Source organism: Pseudomonas sp. PDM21 (genome assembly GCF_014852505.2).
Classification (GTDB): domain Bacteria; phylum Pseudomonadota; class Gammaproteobacteria; order Pseudomonadales; family Pseudomonadaceae; genus Pseudomonas.
Map to the genome: position 1 here is coordinate 901,097 of NZ_CM181223.1, position 19,094 is coordinate 920,190.

Genomic DNA, 19,094 nt, shown 5'->3' on the forward strand with positions numbered 1-19,094 from the left:
GCCGAGGACAAACCAGCTACGGCAGCGCCTCCGCCCCCGGCAGTGACGGTCGAAGTGGCCAAGAGCGCCCCGGTGCCACTGACCTTCGAATACGCCGCGCGGACCGCCGGCTACCGCGAAGTGGAAGTGCGCGCCCAGGTCAGCGGCATCCTGCAGCGCCGCACCTACGAGGAAGGCCGGCCGGTGAAGGAGGGCCAGGTGCTGTTCCGCATCGACCCGCGCCCCTACCAGGCCGCGCTGGGCCAGGCCAAGGGGTCGCTGGCACAGACCCAGGCGCGCTACCGGCAGACCGAGCGTGACCTCAAGCGGATTCGCGAACTGCAGGCCAAGGGCTTTGCCAGCGAAAGCGAGCTGGACCGCTACACCTCCGATTTCGAACAGGCCAAGGCCGACGTCGAGGCCGCCCGCGCCAACGTCCAGGCCAAGCAGATCGACCTCAACTACACCACGGTCACCGCGCCGATTTCCGGCATGGCGAGCAAGGAAGTGCGCTCCGAAGGCAGCCTGGTGGTGGCCAGCGACCCGAATTCCAGCCTGCTGACCAAGCTCACCCAGCTCGACCCGGTGTACGTCAACTTCGCCTACCCCGACACCCAGGCGACGCAGATGAACGATGGCGTGAAGAGCGGCCGCTACCTCCTGCCCAAGGACGGCAAGCTGACCGCCGAGCTGCGCTTCGGCGACGGCAGCAAGTACCCCATCGAAGGCGTCGTCGACTTCACCGACAGTTTCGTCAATACCGGCACCGGCACGGTGAACGCCCGCGCCGTGGTGCCCAACCCGCACAACCTGCTGATCCCCGGCCAGTTCGTGCGCATCCTGATCACCGGCATCACCCAGAGCAACGCCGTGACCCTGCCCGAGCGTGCGCTGGCCCAGGGGCCGCGCGGCACCTTCGTCTACGTGGTGGACAAGGACGGTTTCGCCCGCGTGCGCCAGGTGACCACGACCAAGACCGTGGATGGCCGCTGGATCATCGATGCCGGTGTGGATGATGGTGATCGGGTGATAGTCGACGGGCTGCTCAAGGTACGCCCCGACCAGCCGGTCAAGGCCGTGGAAGGTGGCGCGCAGGAATCTGCAGCCAATACCGCTTCGTCCCAGTCCTAAGGAGCGCCCATCGTGATTTCGCGCTTCTTCATCGAACGTCCGGTGTTCGCGATGGTGATTTCCATCGTGATCCTGCTCGCGGGCCTGGTGGCCATGCGCGCGCTGCCCATCGCCCAGTACCCGGAAATCGTGCCGCCGGAAGTGTCCGTGACGGCCTCCTACCCGGGCGCCAGCTCCCAGGTCATCGCCGAAACCGTGGCCGCTCCGCTGGAGCAGGAAATCAACGGCGTGGAGGGCATGATCTACCAGCTGTCCAACTCCGACGCCAGCGGCGCCATGAGCCTGACCGTGTACTTCGAGGTCGGCACCGACCCCGACCAGGCCACCATCGACGTCAACAACAAGGTGCAGGCGGCGCTTGCCAAGCTGCCCGAGGAAGTGCGCCGGCAGGGCGTGAAGGTGGAGAAGAAATCTTCCGACATCCTGCAGGTGGTGACGCTGTTCTCACCGGACAACTCCCGCGACCCGATCTTCATCAGCAACTACGCGCTGATCAACGTGATCGACGACCTCAAGCGGATTCCCGGTGTCGGCGACGTCAGCCAGTTCGGTTCCAAGGACTACTCCATGCGCATCTGGCTGCGGCCGGACAAGCTGGCGCAGTACAACCTTACGCCCACCGACGTGGTGAACGCGGTGCGCGAGCAGAACTCGCAGTTCGCCGCCGGCAGCTTCGGCCAGCAGCCGATGAAGGAGCCGCAGGACTTCACCTACATGGCCACCGCGCAGGGGCGCTTCACCGATCCGAAGGAGTTCGAGAACGTCATCCTGCGCAGTGATTCCACTGGCGCCAGCCTGCTGCTCAAGGACGTGGCGCGGGTCGAACTGGGCGCGCAGGACTACTCCCTGGTTACCTCGCTCAACGGCCAGCAGAACGCTGCCTTCGGTATCTACCTGCAACCGGGTGCCAACGCCCTGGACACCGCCGAGGCCGTACGTACCCACATGGAAGCGCTGGCCAAGCGTTTCCCGCAGGGCATCGCCTTCAAGATTCCCTACGACACCACTACCTTCGTGAAGGTGTCCATCGAGGAGGTGATCCATACCTTCATCGAGGCGCTGATCCTGGTGATGGTGGTGGTGTTCATCTTCCTGCAGAACATCCGCGCCACGCTGATCCCGGTGCTGGCGATCCCGGTGTCGCTGGTCGGCACCTTCGCCGGCATGTACCTGATGGGCTTCTCCATCAACCTGTTGTCGCTGTTCGGCATGGTGCTGGCGATCGGCATCGTGGTGGACGACGCCATCGTGGTACTGGAGAACGTCGAGCGGGTAATGCGCACCGAGAAGCTCAGCCCGAAAGAGGCGGCGATCAAGGCCATGGAGGAAGTGACCGGGCCGATCATCGCCATCGTGCTGGTGCTTTGTGCGGTATTCATCCCGGTCGGTTTCCTCGGCGGTCTGGCTGGACAGATGTACAAGCAGTTCGCGATCACTATCGCTGTGTCGGTGGTGATCTCCGGCATCGTCGCGCTGACGCTCTCTCCTGCGCTCTGCGCGCTGATCCTCAAGCCCGAGCACAAGGAGCCGGCTGCGCCGTTCCGCTGGTTCAACAACGCCTTCGAACGCATCACCAATGGCTACGGCGCCGGGGTGCAGTTCTTCCTCAAGCGGGCGGCCCTCGGCCTGGTACTGTTCGGCGGCATGATCGCGCTGCTGGTCATCCTGTTCGGCCGGGTGCCTGGCTCGCTGGTGCCCGACGAAGACCAGGGCTACGTGCTCAACGCCTACTTCCTGCCGCCGGCGGCTTCGCTGAGCCGTACCGAGAAGCTCACCGGCGACGTGACCCAGGAGCTGATGAAGCATCCGGCCGTGGCCGACGTGGTGACCTTCGCCGGTTTCGACATCCTCACCTTCGGCACCCGCAGCAACGCCGGGGTCTCGTTCGTCACCCTGAAGGACTGGAAGGAGCGCAACACGCCTGAGCTGGACGCCCGCAACCTGACCCGCGAGTTCATGAAGATGGGGGCGGGCCAGGAAGACGGCGTGGTGATGTCCTTCAACCCGCCGCCGATCACCGGCATGAGTACCACCGGCGGCTTCGAGGCCTACATCCAGGACCGCAGCGGCGGCACCTCCGAGCAGCTCGAGGAGATCACCACCAAGTTCCTTGCAGCGGCCAGCAAGCGCCCTGAACTGGCGGGGCTGAACACTACCTTCAACGCCAACGTGCCGCAGTACTACGTCGACCTGGACCGCACCAAGGCGCGTTCACTGGGCGTGGCCATCGATGACGTGTTCACGGCCATGCAGTCCACCTTCGGCAGCTACTACGTCAACGACTTCACCCTCTACGGGCGGACCTGGCAGGTCTCCCTGGAATCGGAGCCGGAGTTCCGCCGCAAGCCGGACGACCTCAGCCAGGTCTTCGTCCGCTCGTCCACCGGCGATCTGGTGCCGCTGACCACGCTGGTCTCGGTCAAGCGCATCCTCGGCCCGGACTCCTACGCGCGCTTCAACGTGTTCCCGGCGGCCAAGCTGCTCGGCGGCCCGGCGCCCGGCTACAGCTCCGGCCAGGCGCTGGCGGCCATGCAGGAAGTGGCTGACCAGGTGCTGGGCGAGGACTACTCGCTGGCCTGGATCGGCTCGGCCTACCAGGAGCTGGCGACCCAGGGTTCGGGCAGCACCGCGTTCATCTTCGGCCTGATCCTGGTGTTCCTCATCCTCGCCGCCCAGTACGAACGCTGGACCCTGCCGCTGGCGGTGGTCACTGCGGTGCCCTTCGCGGTGTTCGGTGCGATCCTGGCGATCTGGCTGCGTGGGCTGGATAACGACGTGTACTTCCAGGTCGGCCTGGTAACCCTGATCGGCCTGGCGGCGAAAAACGCCATCCTGATCATCGAGTTCGCCGTGCTGTGCCGCGAGGAGCAGGGCATGGGCCCGGTCGAGGCGGCGCTGGAGGCGGCCAAGCTGCGCTTCCGCCCCATCGTGATGACCTCGCTGGCCTTCATCCTGGGTTGCGTGCCGCTGGCCATCAGCACCGGCGCCGGCTCCGCGAGCCGCCATTCCATCGGCACCGGGGTGATCGGCGGGATGCTCGCCGCGACCCTGCTGGCGACCTTCCTCATCCCGATGTTCTACATGCTGGTGGAGTCGGCTGCGGACAAGGTCGGCGGCCGCAAGGCCAAGGCAAAGGCCAAGCCCGAGCCAGAGGGCGCGCACGAAGCCTGATGCGAAAGCGGGCCCGGCCGGTGTGGCCGGACCCGCTTCTCCCATTGTTTCGGGAGTTGCCTGGGGAGTTGCTTAGGGAGCTTGCTAATTTTCCGGCGCTCGCCACAATGCAAGGCTTCGCCGCGCCTTCCCTGCGCGCCAATCCGTTAGCCACACCTGCCTGCCTGCGGCCTCTGCCGCCCTTCGGTGGACGCGTGTGACCAGGTGATCCATGAACCTCCGCATCCTGCTGATCCTCGGCGCCCTCAGCGCCTTCGGGCCCATGGCCATCGACTTCTACCTGCCCAGCTTCCCGGCGCTGGCGCAGGCCTTCGGTACCGACGTCGAGCACATCCAGCTGAGCCTGTCGGCCTACTTCGCCGGCCTCGCCATCGGCCAGCTGCTCTACGGCCCGCTGGCCGACCGCATCGGCCGGCGTATCCCCTTGCTGCTGGGGGTGAGCATCTTCACCCTGGCGTCGCTCGCCTGCGCCTTCGCGCCGAACCTGGAATGGCTGATCGGCGCGCGCTTCGTCCAGGCCCTGGGTGGCTGCGCGGGGATGGTGATCTCGCGGGCTGTGGTGCGTGACCTGTGCGACCCGATCGCCGCCGCCAAGGCCTTCTCGCAGCTGATGCTGGTGATGGGCCTGGCGCCGATCCTCGCGCCGCTGGGTGGCGGGTTGCTGCTGAGCCTGTCCGGCTGGCAGTCGATCTTCTATTGCCTGACGCTGTTCAGCGCCCTGGCCGGCGGCGCCATCGCCCTGTGGCTGCCCGAGACCATCCCGAGCGGGCCTCGACCGCCGTTGCGCGGAGCACTGAAGCAGTACCGCGCGCTGTTCCGCGACCGCTCCTTCATCACCTACGCACTCACCGGTGGGGTCGCCATCGCCGGGATGTTCTCCTACATCGCCGGCTCGCCCTTTGTCTTCATCGAGCTCTACGGCGTGCCGGCCGAGCATTACGGCTGGATCTTCGGCAGCAACGCGGCGGGCTTCATCCTGATGGCGCAGGTCAACGCGCGGCTGCTGCGTTATCGCGGGCCGGGGTTCTGGCTGCGCCGGGCGGTGTGGGTGTACTTCGGCTGCGGCGTGGCGCTGCTGGCGATCACCCTGGCCAAGCCCGAGCACCTGTGGCCGCTGCTGGTACCGTTGTTCGGCGCCATCGCCAGCCTGGGCTTCCTGCTGCCCAACTCCTCGGCCTGCGCCATGGCCAGCCAGGGCCGGCACGCAGGCAGCGCGTCGGCGCTGATGGGCAGCCTGCAGTTCACCGTCGCGGCCTGCGCTTCGGCGCTGGTCGGTGCTTTGCACGACGGCTCGGCACTGCCGATGGCGGTGGTCATCACCGTCTGCGGCCTGGTAGCTGCGGTGCTCGGCTGGCTGAGCGGGCAGATCAGCGAACGCGCGGCCTGATCAGCTGGCGGCGCGTTGCACCAGCTCGGGTAGCCGGTGCGGGGCCTTCAGGCGGGCTTCGAGGGTAGCGACGAAACTGCGCGCCTCGAGCTCGCTGCGGAAGCCCACGGCCTGCTGGTCGAGGCAGACTTCCCACGGCTGGTCTTTGCGCAAGCGGGACGGACGGACGAGGATGTTCACGGTGCTCACCCCTGTGCTGTCAGGTGAAAAGGGACTCTCAGTGTAGTCCTGTCACATGGCGGTAGTAGGTGCGACCTGTGGTCGCCGACATGCGGTGGCGGCGCTGCCGGAAAACTCTCCAGCTACCGTGCCAGAGCGCTCCGTCCGCCGTTGTGCCGCCTCGCTGAAAAATCCTGCAAAGCATTACTGCCAGACCCGCTTGCGGGGCGGGCGGAAGGACTACGACCAAAGGTTGATGGTGGGGTGGCGATCCCCGTCCATACTCGTTGTTCGACCTCGATAACAACAATAAGAGGCAGTGACGATGAGTTACCGGCAGTCCCATGACCGCTCCATCGCGGAGCCTTCCGCCTTCTGGGCCGAACAGGCCGGCCGCGTTGCCTGGTACCGCGCGCCGCAGGACACCCTGCAGGCCCTGCCCGACGGCAGCCACCGCTGGTTCGCCGATGGCCGCCTGAACACCTGCTACCTCGCCCTCGACCGGCAGATCGAACTCGGCCGCGGCAACCAGGCCGCGCTGATCTACGACTCCCCCGTGACCAATACCCAGCAGCGCTTCAGCTACCTGGAGCTGCGCGATGAAGTCGCGCGCCTGGCTGGCGCCCTGCGCGCGCTGGGGGTAGAGAAGGGCGACGGGGTGATCATCTACATGCCGATGGTGCCCCAGGCTGCCATGGCCATGCTCGCCTGTGCCCGGCTCGGCGCGGTGCACTCGGTGGTTTTCGGTGGTTTTGCGCCCCACGAACTGGCGCTGCGCATTGACGACGCCAGACCCAAGCTGGTGCTCACCGCCTCCTGCGGCCTGGAGTTCGAACGGGTGATCGAATACAAGCCGCTGGTGGACAAGGCCCTGGAACTGGCCAGCCACCAGCCGGCCCATGTGCTGGTGCTACAACGTCCGCAGGCGATGGCCGAGTTGCAAGCCGGTCGCGATCTCGACTGGCGCGAAACCCTGGCCCACGCGCAACCGGCCGACCCGGTGGAAGTCGCCAGTGGCGACCCGCTGTACATCATGTACACCTCCGGCACCACCGGGAAACCCAAGGGCATCGTGCGCGACAATGGCGGCCACGCGGTAGCGCTGAGCTATGCACTGCCGGCCATCTTCGGCCTGCAGCCGGGGGATGTCTGGTGGGGCGTTTCCGATGTCGGCTGGGTGGTCGGCCATTCGCTGATCGTCTACGGACCGCTGATGAATGGCTGCACCACGGTGTTCTACGAAGGCAAGCCGGTGCGCACGCCCGACGCCGGCAGCTACTGGCGGGTGATCGAGGAGCACAAGGTCAACAGCCTGTTCTGTGCGCCCACGGCAATCCGCGCGATCCGCAAGGAAGACCCCCAGGGCGATCTGCTCAAACGCTACGACCTGAGCTCGCTGCGCCACCTGTTCCTCGCTGGCGAGAAGCTCGACAGCAGCACTCAGCACTGGCTGGAGGAACTCACCGGCAAGCCGGTGCACGACCACTGGTGGCAGACCGAGACCGGCTGGCCGGTGACCGCGCCCTGCACCGGCCTGGGCGACCACGACCTGCGCGCCGGCTCCACCAACCGCGCAGTGCCCGGATACCACGTCCAGGTGGTGGACGACGAGGGCCGCTTGCTCGGGCCGAACGAGCAGGGCTCCATCGTCATCGCCCTGCCGTTGCCGCCCGGCTGCGCGCAGACGCTGTGGAACGATCACCCGCGCTACCTGCATGCGTACCTGAAGACCTACCCCGGCTACTACCACACCGGCGACGGCGGCTATGTGGACGAGGAGGGCTTCGTCTACATCATGGGCCGCACTGACGACGTGATTAACGTCTCCGGCCACCGTCTTTCCACCGGCGAGATGGAGGAGCTGCTGGCGCTGCACGAGGCCGTCGCCGAGTGCGCGGTGATCGCCGTGCAGGACGACCTCAAGGGGCATGTGCCGCTGGGGCTGGTGGTGCTCAAGGACGGCGCGCAGGCGACCGAGGCCAACCTGCAGCGCGAGCTGGTGGCGCTGGTGCGCGAGCGCATCGGCGCGCTGGCCTGCTTCCAGCGCGCGGTGGTGGTCAAGCGCCTGCCCAAGACCCGCTCGGGCAAGATCCTGCGCGCGGTGCTGCGCAAGGTCGCCGACGGCGAGAGCTATGCGCCGCCTTCCACCATCGACGACCCGGCGATCCTCGGCGAGATCGTCGAGCGCCTCGGTCAGGCCGGCCTGGCAAAGGCAGGCTGATATCCCACGACGCCGGTACTGCCGGCGTATTTCCAGGGCCGCACTCGTTGCGGCCCTTTTTTATCTGCAGGTTGACCGCGGGACGGCAGGAATAAAGGCCAGTTGCCATCTAGACTGATATCAACGAGCCTCTACTTGCGGTGTGGCGTTCATGGTCAATCCTGTGGTCCTCGACGAGGAGGAGCTCGAAGCGCTGCGCGAAGTTACCGCGCGGACGCCGCGCAAGCCGCTGGTGCTGGTGGTCGATGACGACCTCGAAGTACTGGCCGAGATGCGCGAGCTGATCGAGGGGGCGAACCTGCGCTGCCTGACTGCCGGCAGCGCCGCTGAAGCGCTGCGGCGCATCCGTCGCGACGAGTCGGACATCGACCTGCTGGTCACCGACCTGCGCATGGAGCATGAGGGCGCGGGGTTGGACCTGATCCGCGAACTGAACGAGGTCGGCACCTTCCTGCCGATCATCGTCCTGTCTGGCCAGGCTGACGCCCGCGACGTGATCGAGGCGATGCGGCTCAACGTGCTGGATTTCATGGTCAAGCCGCTGGACCCGCTGTACTTCCTCGACCTGCTCAGCCGTTATCTGTAGGACTGTGCAACGGGCGAGCCCGATAACGGCGTTATAGCGTCTGCGCCTTGAAGGTATCGCACTTGCCCGGCGCACCGCTCTCGAAGCCGATCTTGAACCAGCGCACGCGCTGCGCGGACGAGCCGTGGGTGAAGGAATCGGGCATCACCGTGCCGCGCGCCTGGCGCTGCAGGTGGTCGTCGCCGATGGCGTTGGCGGCGTTCAGAGCCTCTTCCACGTCGCCCGGCTCCAGCCAGTTCAGGCGCTGCTGGGCGTGATTGGCCCAGACACCGGCAAAGCAGTCAGCCTGCAGTTCCTGGCGTACCGAAAGCCCGTTGGCGCCTTCCATGCGCGCGCCGCGCTGGCGGGCGGCGTTGATCTTCGCGGAGATGCCCAGCAGGTTCTGCACGTGATGGCCGACCTCATGGGCGATCACGTAGGCCTGGGCGAAGTCGCCGGCAGCGGAGAACTTCTGTTCCATCTCGCGGAAGAAACCGAGGTCGAGGTACACGCGGTGGTCGCCCGGGCAGTAGAACGGCCCGACCGCCGAGGAGGCGAAGCCGCACGCCGAGTTCACCCCGCCGTTGAACAGGATCAGCTTGGGCTGCTCGTACTGCTGGTTGCTGCGGGCGAAGATCTCACCCCAGGTGTCCTCGGTATCGCCGAGAATCGAGCGGACGAAATCGACCTGCGGATCGTTGCCGGTGGCCGGCTTGCCTTGCGTCGGCCGCGCCGGCGCCTGTTGCTGGGAGACGTCCATCTGGCCGAGCAGCGAGCCGAGGATGGTCATCGGGTCTTGCCCGGAGAGCAGGCCGATCACCACCACGATGGCCACGCCGCCCAGGCTCAGGCCGCGGCCGCCGATGCGCATGCCTCCGCCACCGCCCATGCCACCACCGCCGCTGTCATCGCGGGCATCCACTACGTTGTCGCTGCGTCGTCCTTTGCGCCATTGCATGGCGGCATCTCCATCGAACAGGTGGGTTCAGTGTTGTCGCGGGTGGGGCTGGCCGCCAGCCCGGTCGTCAGGCGAAACGCTGCAGCAGCTCGGCGCGGGCGAGCAGTTGCACGTCGCCGCCGACGCGGACCTCATCGTCCTGGCCGACCTGCACGTCAAGCCGACTGGGGCGGCCGACGAAGCGGCCCTGGGCCAGCTGGAACAGCTCGCCCCGGCGGGCCTTGCCCAGTTCCACCAGGTAGGCGGCAACGGGGCCGGCGGCGCTGCCGGTGGCGATGTCCTCGATGATCCCGGCGCCGTCCCAGGTACGCCCCTCGCGATTATCCACATCCAGCACGAAAACGAAGGCAGCGTTGAGTTTGGCCAGCTCGGCTGCCAGATCCGTGCGCTGGCGCACGCTGCCCAGGGCCTCGCTGCGTACCGGCAGCAGCAGGTAGGGCAGGCCGGTGCTGACCACGGCGGCGGGGTAGTCGGCGAGATCGCTGGGGCTCAGCGAGAAGGCCTCGGCGAACCAGCGGCGCGCGTCATCGTCGAGCACGCTGCCGAAGTCGGCGGCGCCCTGGTTCATCTCGGCGTGGAAGCCGGTGGCGCGGCGGCGCGTGGTGACCTTCACGGCCTTGGCCGGCAGCTCCAGCGTCCAGTGTTCTTCCTCGCCGCGCTGGTGCAGGTGGTGCAGCAGTGCTGCCGCGCCCAGCACCGGGTGACCGGCGAAGGGCAGCTCCTCGTCGACGGTGAAGATGCGCGCCGAGTAAGTGTCCAGTGAGGCGGACGGGAACAGGAAGATCGACTCGAACTGGCGCAGCTCCTGGGTCAGCGCCAGCAGGGTCTGGTCGGGGATGCCACGGGCATCGGGGAATACCGCCAGGCCATTGCCGGTGAGCGGTTGGTCGGCGAAGACGTCGAGCTGCCAGTACTGTTGCGCGGACATGGGCCTCCAGATGCCGCCCTTGAGCGGCGCAAAGAAAAACTCGACAGCCAGCCTAGCGAGCTATATGTTCGCCGACAAGAAAGCGTCGGTCACAGCACCGCGGTTTCCAGGCCACCGCAGTGGCCGGCGTCGCTCGGACGGTTCCGGGCGCCTACGTTCATCAGAGGACACCATGACTGAACCCCGTTCAGCTCGTCGCTTTGCGCGCATCGATCGCCTGCCCCCCTACGTTTTCAACATTACCGCTGAGCTGAAGATGGCCGCCCGCCGCCGTGGCGAGGACATCATCGACCTGTCCATGGGCAACCCGGACGGGGCCACGCCGCCGCACATCGTGGAGAAGCTCTGTCAGGTCGCCCAGCGCGAAGACACCCACGGCTACTCCACGTCCCGTGGTATCCCGCGCCTGCGCCGCGCCATCTCGCACTGGTACCGCGACCGCTACGAGGTCGAGATCGACCCGGAATCCGAGGCCATCGTCACCATCGGTTCCAAGGAAGGCCTGGCGCACCTGATGCTGGCCACCCTGGACCACGGCGACACCATCCTGGTGCCCAACCCCAGCTACCCGATCCACATCTATGGCGCGGTGATCGCCGGCGCCCAGGTGCGCTCGGTGCCGCTGGTGCCGGGGATCGACTTCTTCAACGAGCTGGAGCGGGCGATCCGCGAATCGATCCCCAAGCCGAAGATGATGATCCTCGGCTTCCCCTCCAACCCTACCGCGCAGTGCGTGGAGCTGGACTTCTTCGAGCGCGTGGTCGATCTCGCCAAGCGCTATGACGTGCTGGTGGTGCACGACCTGGCCTACGCGGACATCACCTTCGATGGCTGGAAAGCTCCGTCGATCATGCAGGTGCCGGGCGCCAAGGACATCGCGGTGGAGTTCTTCACCCTGTCCAAGAGCTACAACATGGCCGGCTGGCGCATCGGCTTCATGGTCGGCAACCCGGAGCTGGTCTCGGCCCTGGCGCGGATCAAGAGCTACCACGACTACGGCACCTTCACCCCGCTGCAGGTGGCGGCTATCGCTGCGCTGGAAGGCGACCAGCAGTGCGTGCGCGACATCGCCGATCAGTACCAGAAGCGCCGCGACGTGCTGGTGAAGGGCCTCCACGAAGCTGGCTGGATGGTGGAGAACCCCAAGGCCTCCATGTACATCTGGGCGAAGATCCCGCCGGCCTATGCGCACCTGGGTTCGCTGGAGTTCGCCAAGAAGCTGCTCAAGGACGCCAAGGTCTCGGTGTCGCCGGGTATCGGCTTCGGCGACTACGGCGACGACCACGTGCGCTTCGCCCTGATCGAGAACCGCGACCGCCTGCGTCAGGCCGTGCGCGGGATCAAGGCGATGTTCCGCGCCGACGGCCTGTTGCCGGCCAAGGGCGAGTGACAGGATCCGGATAACGAGAAAGGCGGCCAGATGGCCGCCTTTTTCGTTGTGGAGTCCCTCACCCCATCCTGCTCGTGGAGCCATGTCGCGCGGGAACCTGGAGAGTGCCCCGCGCGTCGGAAGCCCCATCCCATCTCCACTAGCGTTCAGGGGGGAGGGAGTACCTGGGTGTCAGGTCAGTGAGCGGGATAGTCCGCCAGCACCTCGCGCTGGCCGGCCTTGTTCAGTCCGACCACCTGGTAGGCGTCATGCCGGTCGCCCATCTCCATGCCCGGCGAGCCCATCGGCATGCCCGGCACGGCGGCGCCGACCAGATCGGCCCGTTCGCGCAGCTTGAGCACGTCGGCCGCCGGTACGTGGCCCTCGACAAACTTGCCGTCGATCACGCCGGTGTGGCATGAGCCCATGCTGTAAGGCACGCCGAGTTTGGTCTTCACTGCACTCATGTCCGCCTCGACATGGTCGTTGACGGTGAAGCCGTTGCTTTCCAGGTGCTTGATCCAGTCCTTGCAGCAGCTGCAGTTGGCATCGCGGTGCACGTCGATGGTCAGCGGCTCGGCGGCCTGGGCGGCGCCGGCGACAAGGGCGGTGAGCAGAAGCAGGGTGCGCATGGTTGGAACCTCGAAATACGAACGCGACCGAGCATACTCCCGAGCGTCTTCGGCCCCCACCGGGTGTTTGTTTCCCCATATGACGCGCCGGCCCGAACTTGCCGCGCCGTGCGGGGTCTTTAGCTGATCGGTGGTGCGTCCGCGACTCCCGGTCGCAGGTCAGGACGCTCGGCAATGGCTGCAAGGCCAAGGAGAAATCGGATGCTCTTCGCCCGTCTCGTCCTGCTGGTCCAGGCTCTGGTCTGGGGTGGCCTGGGACTGCTCTACTGGATTCGCCCCTACGAGATGGCCAACCTCAGCGGCATGCTGCTGATGGAGCCGTCGTCGGTAAGCGACGCCCGCGTCTTCTATGGCGGCCACCAGTTCGCTCTCGCGCTGTTCCTCGTCTTTGCCCTGCGTCGTCGCCTGCTGGTGCGGCCGGCGCTGATCCTGGTGATCCTGGTGCAACTGACCCTGACACTGTCGCGCCTGCTGATCGCCTGGACCGAAGGCGGCATGGAGTGGGACGCGCAACTGGCCGGCGTGGTCTACCGCGGGGTGATCTCGGCACTGGCGATCTTCGCCCTCTACTGGCTGGAGCGGCAGTCGCGCCATCGCGCCGTGGTGGTGCGCGAACCGGAAGAGCCGGAGGAGCGCAAGGCGGACTTCGAAGGGCTGTGAGCTTCGGATAGGCGGCGCGGCCTGCCGGCGGCAGCGCTGCCGGGTACCCCCGCTCCGTGCTATCGTATTGATTTCGCGGTAGAAGCAAGGCGGAGCCAGCATGAAGTTCGTACATCAACGTGAGCACCTGAACGAAGGCGACCTGGTCGTCATCGAGTGCTCCATGACCTGCAACATCCGCCTGATGACCGATGCCGCCTTCCGCAGCTTCAAGAATGGCGGGCGCCACGTCTACCACGGTGGCGCGTTCGACCGGTTCCCGGCCAAGATCAAGGTGCCCAGCACCGGCAACTGGAACATCACCATCGACACCGTCACCCGCCGCGCCATCAGCGTCACGCGCAAGGCCGACTTCAAGTACAGCATCAAGTTCGTGCGCAAGTCGCCGTCGAACTACAGCTGATCCTCAGTTCCCCGCGTGCGCGGGGAAGTCCCTGAGCAGACGGGCGATGCCTTCGTCCACGGCCTGCTGGGTGATCTTCGGATCGTGCAGCTGGCGCGCCACCTGCGCCTGATAGAGCACCTGTCCGCTCGCCTCGTCGAGAATCTGCAGCGCCAGGCGCGCCTGTTCCTGGTCAGTGATCTGCGTCTGGGTCATCACCCCCGCACCGGTCACCACCGGACGCTGGACGATGCCGGTCTGGCTGTCCAGGCCGACGGCGTAGATCACCCGCAGCTCCCCTGAATTGTCCTGATAGCGGTAGCCCTTGGCTTCCAGCGCGCGGCGCACGGCGAGATCGAAGCGATCTTCCAGGTCCTCGCGGTGGCCCTGTGCGCGCACGGCCTGGATGAAGAAGGTGCTTTGCCGACCGTTGGCGGCAGGGGAGACGCTGATGCTGGCGGGGTCGGTGCCGGCGCAGGCGGCCAGCAGCAGGCAGAGCAGGGGAAGGATCAGGCGGGACATGGACGTGCCTCTTGTCATTGTCCCGCAAGCGTAGCCGCCTGGCGCTGGCCCGCCGCCCAACCCTTGGTTGGGCGGCGGGTGAGCAGGCTTCAGCGCCGGGTCAGCAGGACGCCGGCTTCCATGTGGTGCGTGTAGGGGAACTGGTCGAACAGTGCGCAGCGGCTCACCTGATGGGTGTCGTGCAACTGGGCGATGTTCTGCGCCAGGGTCTCCGGGTTGCAGGAGATGTACAGGATGTTGTCGAAGCGCCGGGTCAGCTCGCAGGTGTCCGGGTCCATGCCGGCGCGCGGCGGGTCGACGAACACGCTGCCGAACGCGTAGGACCTCAGGTCGACATCGGCCAGGCGGCGGAACGGGCGCACGTCATTCAGCGCCTGGGTCAGCTCCTCGGCAGAGAGACGCACCAGGGTGACGTTGTCCACGGCGTTGTCGGCGAGGTTCGCCAGCGCGGCGTTTACCGAGGTCTTGCTGATCTCGGTGGCCAGTACCTTGCGCACGCGGGTGGCCAGCGGCAGGGTGAAGTTGCCGTTGCCGCAGTAGAGCTCCAGCAGGTCGTCCTGGCGTTGGCCCAGGGCTTCGTACGCCCAGTTGAGCATCTTCTGGCAGACCTCGCCGTTGGGCTGGGTAAAGGCGCCCTCCGGCTGGCGGTAGCGGAAAGTACGGCCGGCGACGGTCAGTTCTTCGCTGACGTAGTCACGGCCGACGACCAGGCGCTTGCCACGGGAGCGGCCGACGATGCTCACGCCCAGTTCGGCGGCCAGTTTCTCGGCGGCGGCCTGCCAGGCGGCGTCCACCGGGCGGTGGTAGCACAGGGTGATCATGGCGTCGCCCGCCAGCGTGGTGAGGAACTCCACCTGGAACAGCTTGTGGCCGAGCGTCGGCTCGGCCCAGGCGGCCTTCAGGCGCGGCATCAGTTCGTTGATGCGCTGGCTGGCGATGGGGAATTCCTCGATGAGGATCGGCGTGTGCTTGTCGCCCTGCTCGAACATTGCATAGTGGCGGGCTTCGCCCTCGCGCCACAGGCGGAATTCGGCGCGCAGGCGGTAATGCTCGCGGGGCGAATCGAACACCTCCGGCTCTGGCGCGGCGAAGGGCGCCAGCAGCTCGCGCAGGCGCGCGGCCTTGTCGGCCAGTTGGCTGTCGTAGTGGGAGGGATCGAAACGCGGACTGCTCATAGGGAAAACTCTTCAAAGGGCCCGGAGTTGCCGGGCCGCTTTTCATCTAATGACAACTCGGAACCATCGGGGCTCGCGAGCTAGGTCAGACAAGGCGCCAGGTCGATTCGGAAGCGGAGTTTACGACTGTAAATGAGCATTCCGGATTGACCTGGCAACGCAGTATGGCCGACGCGCAGCAGCCCCCTTCACTCAAGCGTTGAACCAGCCCAGCTTGATCACGAAAAGAATCGACAGGATGACCAGCGCCGGGTTCAGCTCGCGGAAGCGGCCGGACAGCAGCTTGCAGGCGGTCCAGGTGATGAAGCCGAAGGCGATGCCGTTGGCGATGGAGAAGGTCAGCGGCATGGCCAGTGCGGTCACTACCACCGGGGCGGCGACGGTCAGGTCGTCCCAGTCGATTTCGGCCAGGCCCGAAGCCATCAGCACGGCGACGAAGAACAGCGCCGGGGCGGTGGCGAAGGCCGGCACGTTGCCCGCCAGCGGGGCGAAGAACAGTGCCAGCAGGAACAGCACGGCGACCACGATGGCGGTCAGGCCGGTGCGGCCGCCAGCGGAAACGCCCGCCGCCGACTCGATGTAGCTGGTGGTGGTGGAGGTGCCCAGCAGCGAGCCGACCATGGCAGCGGAGCTGTCGGCGATCAGGGCGCGTCCCATCTTCGGCATGTGCCCGTCCTTGCCCATCAGGCCGGCGCGTTTGGCCACGCCGATCAGGGTGCCGGAGTTGTCGAACAGATCGACGAAGAGGAAGGCGAAGATCACGCTGAACAGGCCGATATCCAGCGCGCCCTTGATATCCAGCTGCAGGAAGGTCGGCGCCAGCGACGGCGGCATCGACACCACGCCACCGAACTGGGAGACGCCGATGGCGATGGAGATGAAGGTCACCACCAGGATGCCGATCATCACCGCGCCGGTCACGCGACGGGCTTCCAGGGCGACGATCAGGATGAAACCGAGGATCGCCAGCAGCGGTGCCGGCTTGGCCAGGTCACCCATGCCCACCAGGGTGGCCTGGTTGGCGACGACGATGCCCGACTCCTTCAGCGCGATCAGCGCAAGGAACAGGCCGATGCCGGCGGCGATGGCCGAGCGTAGTGCCAGGGGAATGCTGTTGATGATCCATTCGCGGATGCGGAAGATCGAAATGATGAAGAACATGCACGCGGAGAGGAACACCGCGCCGAGGGCCACCTGCCAGGTGTGGCCCATGTGCAGGACCACGGTGTAGGTGAAGAAGGCGTTCAGGCCCATGCCGGGAGCCAGGGCGATCGGGTAGTTGGCGATCAGGCCCATCACCGCCGAGCCGATGGCCGCGGCCAGGCAGGTCGCCACGAAGATCGCGCCCTTATCCATGCCCGTCTCGCCGAGAATGCTCGGGTTGACGAAAAGGATGTAGGCCATGGTCAGGAAGGTAGTGATACCCGCCAGGATCTCGGTGCGCACAGTGGTGTTGTGCGCCTTGAGTTGGAACAGCTTTTCCAGCATGTTTGGCTCCCCGTGACGCTCTCGCGCCGTTATCGTTCTGGCCGGGAAAAGCAAGGTGCATGCCCAGGTGGGCCGTGCGCCTTTTCTTGTGACCGGCAAAAGGCGCGCATGATACCAGCTCGTCCTGCGCCGGAGAATTTCTGACCGGACCGCCAGCATCCGTTCGTCTGCAAGCTTAGACGCGAGCGCCGACCAAGGGAGTGCAACTTGTGCGCTGATGGTGGTCTGACTGTTCATGACCTTGGCTATAACCCTGGCCCGACCGGGCCATCCTGTCCGATTCGCAGTCGATGAAACGCTCTATTCCGATCCTCCTTGCCTCATTGTTGGGCGCCGCTTTGCTGGGTGCGTGTGCCGGTGCGCCGCCGTCGGCCCCGCAGCACACGTTCGATGTCCATGCCGTGGCCGAGAAGCCCACGGCCAGCACCCGCACCCTGGCCGACCCACAGGGCAAGGCCGTGCTGGTGACCACTCACCCCGCCCTGACCCAGCGCGACGTGCAGCGGGCTGAACTGGCCAGCGTGGCCGACGGCACACCGGCCGTGCGCGTGCTGTTCACGCCCGAAGCCAGCCAGCGCCTGGCGAAACTGACCCAGGAAGAGCAGGGCAAGGCCCTGGCGGTGGTCATCGACGGACAGCTGCGCCTGCTGCCCAGGGTGACGCGGGTGGTGACCGATGGGCAGGTGCTGCTCAAGGGGTTCGCCAGCCCGGAGGAAGCCCAGACGCTGGTGCGTCGGCTCAATGAGCTGCGTGACGTGCCGGTGCAGCCGGAGCAGAAGTCCGGTGGGCAGCCGTAGCTTCTTTATAGGGGTTTGAAGAAGGTGGCACTGCGTAGGGCGAATAACCTGGGACAGGTTATCCGCCGATGCCCCAGCGGAGGATAACGCTGGCGCAATACGTGCCCCACAGGTCTGGACTCTGTGGACGACAGACTTGAAAAAGCCCGGCATCTGCCGGGCTTTTTCGTTTTGCAGTTCGCGGGCTGGGCTTAGGCGCCGTAGACCGGGAACTTGGCGCAGATCGCCTTGACCTTCTCGCGCACGCCGTCCACCACGGACTCGTCGCCCATGTTGGTCAGGATGTCGCAGATCCAGCCAGCCAGCTCGCGGCACTCGGCTTCCTTGAAGCCACGAGTGGTGACAGCCGGGGTACCGATACGCAGGCCGGAGGTGACGAACGGGGAACGCGGGTCGTTCGGCACGCTGTTCTTGTTCACGGTGATGAAGGCACGACCCAGGGCAGCGTCGGCGTCCTTACCGGTGATGTCCTGCTTGATCAGGGACAGCAGGAACAGGTGGTTCTGGGTACCGCCGGACACCACGTCGAAGCCGCGCTCGATGAACACGCTGGCCATGGTCTGGGCGTTCTTCAGGACCTGCTGCTGGTAGGCCTTGAACTCGGGCTGCAGGGCTTCCTTGAAGCACACGGCCTTGGCGGCGATCACGTGTTCCAGCGGGCCACCCTGGGCACCCGGGAAGACAGCGGAGTTCAGCTTCTTCTCGATCTCTTCGTTCTTGCGAGCGAGGATCAGGCCGCCGCGCGGGCCGCGCAGGGTCTTGTGGGTGGTGGTGGTGACCACGTCGGCGAACGGCACCGGGTTCGGGTAGACGCCAGCGGCGACCAGACCGGCCACGTGGGCCATGTCGACGAACAGGTAGGCGCCAACCTTGTCGGCGATGGCGCGGAAGCGGGCGAAGTCCAGCACCTGGGAGTAGGCGGAGAAGCCGGCAACGATCATCTTCGGCTTGTGCTCGACGGCCAGGCGCTCGACTTCGTCGTAGTCGATCAGGCCGGCGTCGGTGATGCCGTACTGCACCGCGTTGTACAGCTTGCCGGAGGAGGAAACGCTGGCGCCATGGGTCAGGTGACCACCGTGGGCCAGGCTCATGCCCAGGATGGTGTCACCGGCCGACAGCAGGGCCAGGTAAACGGCGGCGTTGGCCTGGGAGCCGGCGTGCGGCTGGACGTTGGCATAGTCGGCGCCGAACAGTTCCTTGGCGCGGTCGATGGCCAGCTGCTCGACGACGTCGACGTACTCGCAACCGCCGTAGTAGCGCTTGCCCGGGTAGCCTTCGGCGTACTTGTTGGTCAGCACCGAACCCTGGGCTTCCATCACCGCCGGGCTGGTGTAGTTCTCGGAGGCGATGAGCTCGATGTGCTCTTCCTGGCGCTGGGCTTCCTGCTCCATCGCGGCGAAGAGTTCGGCATCGTAGCGGGCGAGGGTCAAATCACGGCTGAACATGGCGGTCCTCTTAAGGATCGGGTGCTGGGGAAAGGCGCGTATTCTAACCCAAGGCGCCGGTGCTGGCACATGAAAGGCGGTCATGTGGCTGACAAGCGGGGTTCAAGGCCCGGATCGCGTAGCCG

16 protein-coding genes and 1 pseudogene are annotated in these 19,094 nt (G+C 66.3%); 9 read left to right on the top strand and 8 right to left on the bottom strand.

What is annotated here, in order from left to right; translation table 11 throughout:
• Positions 1-72 precede the first annotated feature (72 nt).
• The 3 genes from IB275_RS04410 to IB275_RS04420 all read left to right on the top strand — a co-directional run bounded on the left by IB275_RS04410 (position 73) and on the right by IB275_RS04420 (position 5,668).
• Entirely contained in the window at positions 73-1,110 is a 1,038-nt protein-coding gene (locus IB275_RS04410) for an efflux RND transporter periplasmic adaptor subunit (RefSeq protein WP_494514423.1), read from the top strand.
• 12 nt (positions 1,111-1,122) lie between these two features.
• Positions 1,123-4,281: an efflux RND transporter permease subunit gene (locus tag IB275_RS04415; protein ID WP_192290261.1), complete on the top strand. Its 3,159-nt coding sequence runs from the start codon at positions 1,123-1,125 to the stop codon at positions 4,279-4,281.
• A gap of 211 nt (positions 4,282-4,492) precedes the next feature.
• Positions 4,493-5,668: a multidrug effflux MFS transporter gene (locus IB275_RS04420; RefSeq protein ID WP_081517300.1), complete on the top strand. Its 1,176-nt coding sequence runs from the start codon at positions 4,493-4,495 to the stop codon at positions 5,666-5,668.
• Here the strand turns inward: IB275_RS04420 and IB275_RS04425 are convergent, their stop codons facing one another.
• Positions 5,669-5,848 (bottom strand): hypothetical protein, encoded by a 180-nt coding sequence (locus IB275_RS04425; RefSeq protein WP_045217315.1) that lies wholly within the window; start codon positions 5,846-5,848, stop codon positions 5,669-5,671. It abuts the gene before it with no gap.
• A gap of 304 nt (positions 5,849-6,152) precedes the next feature.
• Between IB275_RS04425 and IB275_RS04430 the strand changes: the two genes are divergently transcribed.
• Entirely contained in the window at positions 6,153-8,048 is a 1,896-nt protein-coding gene (locus IB275_RS04430; RefSeq protein WP_192290259.1) for a propionyl-CoA synthetase, read from the top strand.
• Between the two features lie 151 nt (positions 8,049-8,199).
• Positions 8,200-8,634, top strand: coding sequence for a response regulator (locus tag IB275_RS04435; protein ID WP_192290257.1), 435 nt, complete (start codon positions 8,200-8,202; stop codon positions 8,632-8,634).
• Between the two features lie 31 nt (positions 8,635-8,665).
• Here the strand turns inward: IB275_RS04435 and ypfJ are convergent, their stop codons facing one another.
• Both ypfJ and IB275_RS04445 read right to left on the bottom strand, forming a co-directional pair.
• Complete coding sequence (gene ypfJ / locus IB275_RS04440; RefSeq protein WP_192290255.1) at positions 8,666-9,571, bottom strand: KPN_02809 family neutral zinc metallopeptidase; 906 nt, start codon at positions 9,569-9,571, stop codon at positions 8,666-8,668.
• Between the two features lie 67 nt (positions 9,572-9,638).
• On the bottom strand, positions 9,639-10,499 hold the full coding sequence (locus tag IB275_RS04445) for a PhzF family phenazine biosynthesis protein (protein ID WP_192290253.1): 861 nt from the start codon (positions 10,497-10,499) through the stop codon (positions 9,639-9,641).
• A gap of 172 nt (positions 10,500-10,671) precedes the next feature.
• On the opposite strand from IB275_RS04445, the gene alaC reads away from it, so the two are divergent.
• Positions 10,672-11,889, top strand: a complete 1,218-nt coding sequence (gene alaC, locus IB275_RS04450) for an alanine transaminase (protein WP_081517305.1) — start codon at positions 10,672-10,674, stop codon at positions 11,887-11,889.
• A 176-nt stretch (positions 11,890-12,065) separates the two neighbouring features.
• On the opposite strand, the pseudogene IB275_RS04455 reads toward alaC, so the two are convergent.
• Positions 12,066-12,517: pseudogene (locus IB275_RS04455) on the bottom strand (DUF411 domain-containing protein).
• 184 nt (positions 12,518-12,701) lie between these two features.
• Between IB275_RS04455 and IB275_RS04460 the strand changes: the two are divergent.
• Positions 12,702-13,160 carry a DUF4345 family protein gene (locus tag IB275_RS04460; protein ID WP_081517307.1) on the top strand — a complete coding sequence of 153 codons (459 nt, stop codon included), beginning with the start codon at positions 12,702-12,704 and terminating at the stop codon, positions 13,158-13,160.
• Positions 13,161-13,260: 100 nt separating this feature from the next.
• Positions 13,261-13,563: a DUF1883 domain-containing protein gene (locus tag IB275_RS04465; protein ID WP_017521653.1), complete on the top strand. Its 303-nt coding sequence runs from the start codon at positions 13,261-13,263 to the stop codon at positions 13,561-13,563.
• A 3-nt stretch (positions 13,564-13,566) separates the two neighbouring features.
• Here IB275_RS04465 and IB275_RS04470 read toward each other — a convergent pair whose 3' ends face one another.
• The 3 genes from IB275_RS04470 to IB275_RS04480 form a co-directional block, all read right to left on the bottom strand.
• Positions 13,567-14,064, bottom strand: coding sequence for a DUF4136 domain-containing protein (locus IB275_RS04470; protein WP_192290251.1), 498 nt, complete (start codon positions 14,062-14,064; stop codon positions 13,567-13,569).
• 89 nt (positions 14,065-14,153) lie between these two features.
• On the bottom strand, positions 14,154-15,239 hold the full coding sequence (trmA, locus tag IB275_RS04475) for a tRNA (uridine(54)-C5)-methyltransferase TrmA (protein WP_192290249.1): 1,086 nt from the start codon (positions 15,237-15,239) through the stop codon (positions 14,154-14,156).
• A 192-nt stretch (positions 15,240-15,431) separates the two neighbouring features.
• Positions 15,432-16,727: an NCS2 family permease gene (locus IB275_RS04480; protein WP_081517309.1), complete on the bottom strand. Its 1,296-nt coding sequence runs from the start codon at positions 16,725-16,727 to the stop codon at positions 15,432-15,434.
• 290 nt (positions 16,728-17,017) lie between these two features.
• Here IB275_RS04480 and IB275_RS04485 point away from each other — a divergent pair, with 290 nt between their 5' ends.
• On the top strand, positions 17,018-17,524 hold the full coding sequence (locus IB275_RS04485) for a SecDF P1 head subdomain-containing protein (RefSeq protein WP_192290247.1): 507 nt from the start codon (positions 17,018-17,020) through the stop codon (positions 17,522-17,524).
• Between the two features lie 191 nt (positions 17,525-17,715).
• Here IB275_RS04485 and glyA read toward each other — a convergent pair whose 3' ends face one another.
• Positions 17,716-18,969 carry a serine hydroxymethyltransferase gene (gene glyA, locus IB275_RS04490; RefSeq protein WP_024763060.1) on the bottom strand — a complete coding sequence of 418 codons (1,254 nt, stop codon included), beginning with the start codon at positions 18,967-18,969 and terminating at the stop codon, positions 17,716-17,718.
• Positions 18,970-19,094: the final 125 nt, after the last annotated feature.